General features: G+C 67.3%; 2 protein-coding genes. One reads left to right on the top strand and one right to left on the bottom strand.

Annotation, left to right across the window (positions count from 1 at the left end):
• Positions 1-994: ATP-binding protein (locus ABB33_RS14025; protein WP_056932516.1), on the top strand; the 994-nt coding region annotated here is incomplete at its 5' end.
• A 55-nt stretch (positions 995-1,049) separates the two neighbouring features.
• Here ABB33_RS14025 and ABB33_RS14020 read toward each other — a convergent pair.
• Positions 1,050-2,713 (bottom strand): EAL domain-containing protein (locus tag ABB33_RS14020; RefSeq protein ID WP_056932515.1); only part of this gene is annotated, 1,664 nt, incomplete at its 5' end.

Genomic DNA, 2,713 nt, shown 5'->3' with positions numbered 1-2,713 from the left:
ATCGGGCTGCTGGAGCGGCAGCCTGCCGCTGGGCGCGCGTGCGGTGATCGTCCACCTGTACCACCACGAACACCAGGGCGAACACGCCTGCCTGGCGCTGTTCCGCCACATCGACGACCAGGAAGACTACGAGAACGAGCTGCAGCGCCGCCATGCCGAACTGCGCCAGGCCTACCTGCGGCTCAACGGCGCCCAAGAGAAGCTGCTGCAATCGGAAAAAATGGCCTCGATCGGCCAGCTCGCGGCCGGTGTGGCCCACGAGATCAACAACCCGATCGGCTATGTCCATTCGAACCTGGGCAGCCTGCAGGAATACCTGCGCAGCCTGTTCACCGTCATCGAGGCCTACGAGCGCGCCCTGCGCGCGCCGGACCCGAAGGCGCTGATCCCTGAGATCGACGACATCCGCGACCGTCTGGACATCGACTTCATCAGCCGCGACCTGCCGCAGCTGATGGCCGAGTCGCGCGAGGGCATCGAGCGGGTGACGCGCATCGTGCGCGACCTGAAGGACTTCTCGTACTCCGGGCGCGACGAATCGTGGAAGCTGGCCGACCTGCACGCGGGGCTGGAATCGACCATCAACATCATCTGGAACGAGCTCAAGTACAAGGTCACCCTTGAGCGCCGCTACGGCGAGCTGCCGATGGTCGAGTGCCTGCCGTCGGAGTTGAACCAGGTGTACATGAACATGCTGCTCAACGCCGGCCATGCCATCGCCGACCGCGGGCATATCGTGGTCAGCACCGGCGTGGACGGCGACGAGGTCTGGATCGAGTTCCAGGACAACGGCTCGGGCATTTCCCCGGAACTGCGCCAGCGCATCTTCGATCCGTTCTTCACCACCAAGCCGGTGGGCAGCGGTACCGGGCTGGGCCTGTCGATCTCCTACGGCATCGTCAACAAGCACCACGGCCGCATCGACCTAGACAGCACGGTGGGCGAGGGCTCGCGCTTCCGCATCGTGCTGCCGATCCGCCAGCCCAAGGGCTGAACACCAGCGCTGCCGGTGCCCGGCAGCGGCGCGGCTGGGCCGGCCCGGGGTCGGCTCATTCCATGCCGTTGATCGAGCGGCCCTGGCTGCCGCCGCGCTTCTCGTCGTGGGTGCGGAATGCCTGGCGGATGTGCTCGCGCAGCTCGTCGTCGTTCCAGGGCTTGGTCAGGAAGCGGTAGATCGCGCCGCGGTTGATCGCGTCGGTCACGGTGTTGAGGTCGGTATAGCCGGACAGCACCAGCCGTATCGTGTCCGGGTAGAGCATCTTCACCCGGCCCAGGAACTCGGTGCCGCTCATGTCGCTCATGCGCTGGTCGGACAGGATCACCTGCACGTCGTTGATCGCCAGCAGGTCGAAGGCATCGCGCACGTTGCCGGCAGCGAGGATGCGGTACCCGTCGCGGCGGAACAGGCGCACCAGCGAGCGCAGCACGTTCTCCTCGTCGTCCAGCAGCAGCAGGGTGCGGTCCGGGCGGGTCTCGGCGAACGCCTCCGGGCGCAGGTAGCGCCGGCGCAGGGTCATGCCGGCGGCTTCGACCGACATCGGCTCGCCGAACAGATAGCCCTGGAACACATCGCAGTCGTTGCGGCGCAGGAAGCCCAGCTGCGCCTGCGACTCGACCCCGTTGGCGATCACCGTCATGCCCAGCTGGTGGCCCATGGCGATGATCGCGCGCGAGATGGCGGCCTCGCGGTTGGCTGCCGGCGCGCTCTTGATGAAGCTGCGGTCGATCTTGAGCTTGTCCACCGGGTAGCGCACCAGCGCGCTGAGACTGGAGTCGCCGGTGCCGAAATTGTCCAGGCTCAGGCTGATGCCCTCGTTGCGCAGGTTGGCCAGGGTCTCGTACACGAAGTTGACGTTGTTGGTCAGCGCGCTCTCGTTGATTTCCAGGGTCAGCATGCGCGCCGGCACCCCGGTGGACTGCAGCAGCGCCATGGTCTCGGCGAAGAAGCTCGGCCGCAGCAGCTGCAGGGTGGACACGTTGACCGCGATGTTGAAATCGTCGAAGCCCTGGTCGCGCCAGATGCGCGCCTGGCGCAGGGTCATTTCCAGCACCCAGGCGCCGATCTGGACGATGATGCCCAGCCGTTCGGCCGTACGCATGAAGCGTTCCGGCACCAGCATGCCCAGCGTCGGCGACTGCCAGCGCAGCAGCGCCTCCATGCCCACGACGTGGCCGTCGCGGGCGCTGACCAGCGGCTGGTAGCGCAGGCGCAGTTCGCCGTTGTCGATGGCGTCCACCAGCTGCCGGGAAATGATGCTCTCGCTGTGCGCGCTGAGTGGCTTGTGCAGCATGTGCACCTGCACCACGTTGCCGCCTTCGCGGCCGGCCTGGTGCAGCGCGTCCTCGGCCAGGTCGAGCAGCCGGCTCGGGTCGGTGGCATGTTCCGGGCTCAGCGACACGCCGATCTTGGCGGTCAGGAACAGGGTGTAGGGCAGCACCGAAAGCGGCAGCTCCATCTGCTGGCGCAGCTGTTCGGCCATTTCCTCCGGCAACGGCACCCCCTCCGCCCTAGGGATCGCCAGCACGAACTCGTCGCTGCCATGCCGCCACAGCCGGCCGCGGCCGCGCAGGTGCTCACCCAGCCGCTGCGCGATCAGGACCAGCGCCTGGTCGCCGACGTCGGCGCTCATGTTCTCGTTGACCGAGGCGAAGTGATCGATGTCCAGGTGCAGCAGCATCAGCGGCGTGCCGCCGGCGGCGGCGTCGGCGACCA

The sequence above is a fragment of the Stenotrophomonas acidaminiphila genome (assembly GCF_001431595.1).
Lineage (GTDB): Bacteria > Pseudomonadota > Gammaproteobacteria > Xanthomonadales > Xanthomonadaceae > Stenotrophomonas > Stenotrophomonas acidaminiphila.
The sequence above is the reverse complement of the archived record's forward strand: the minus strand, read 5'-3'. Positions and strand labels throughout refer to the sequence as shown.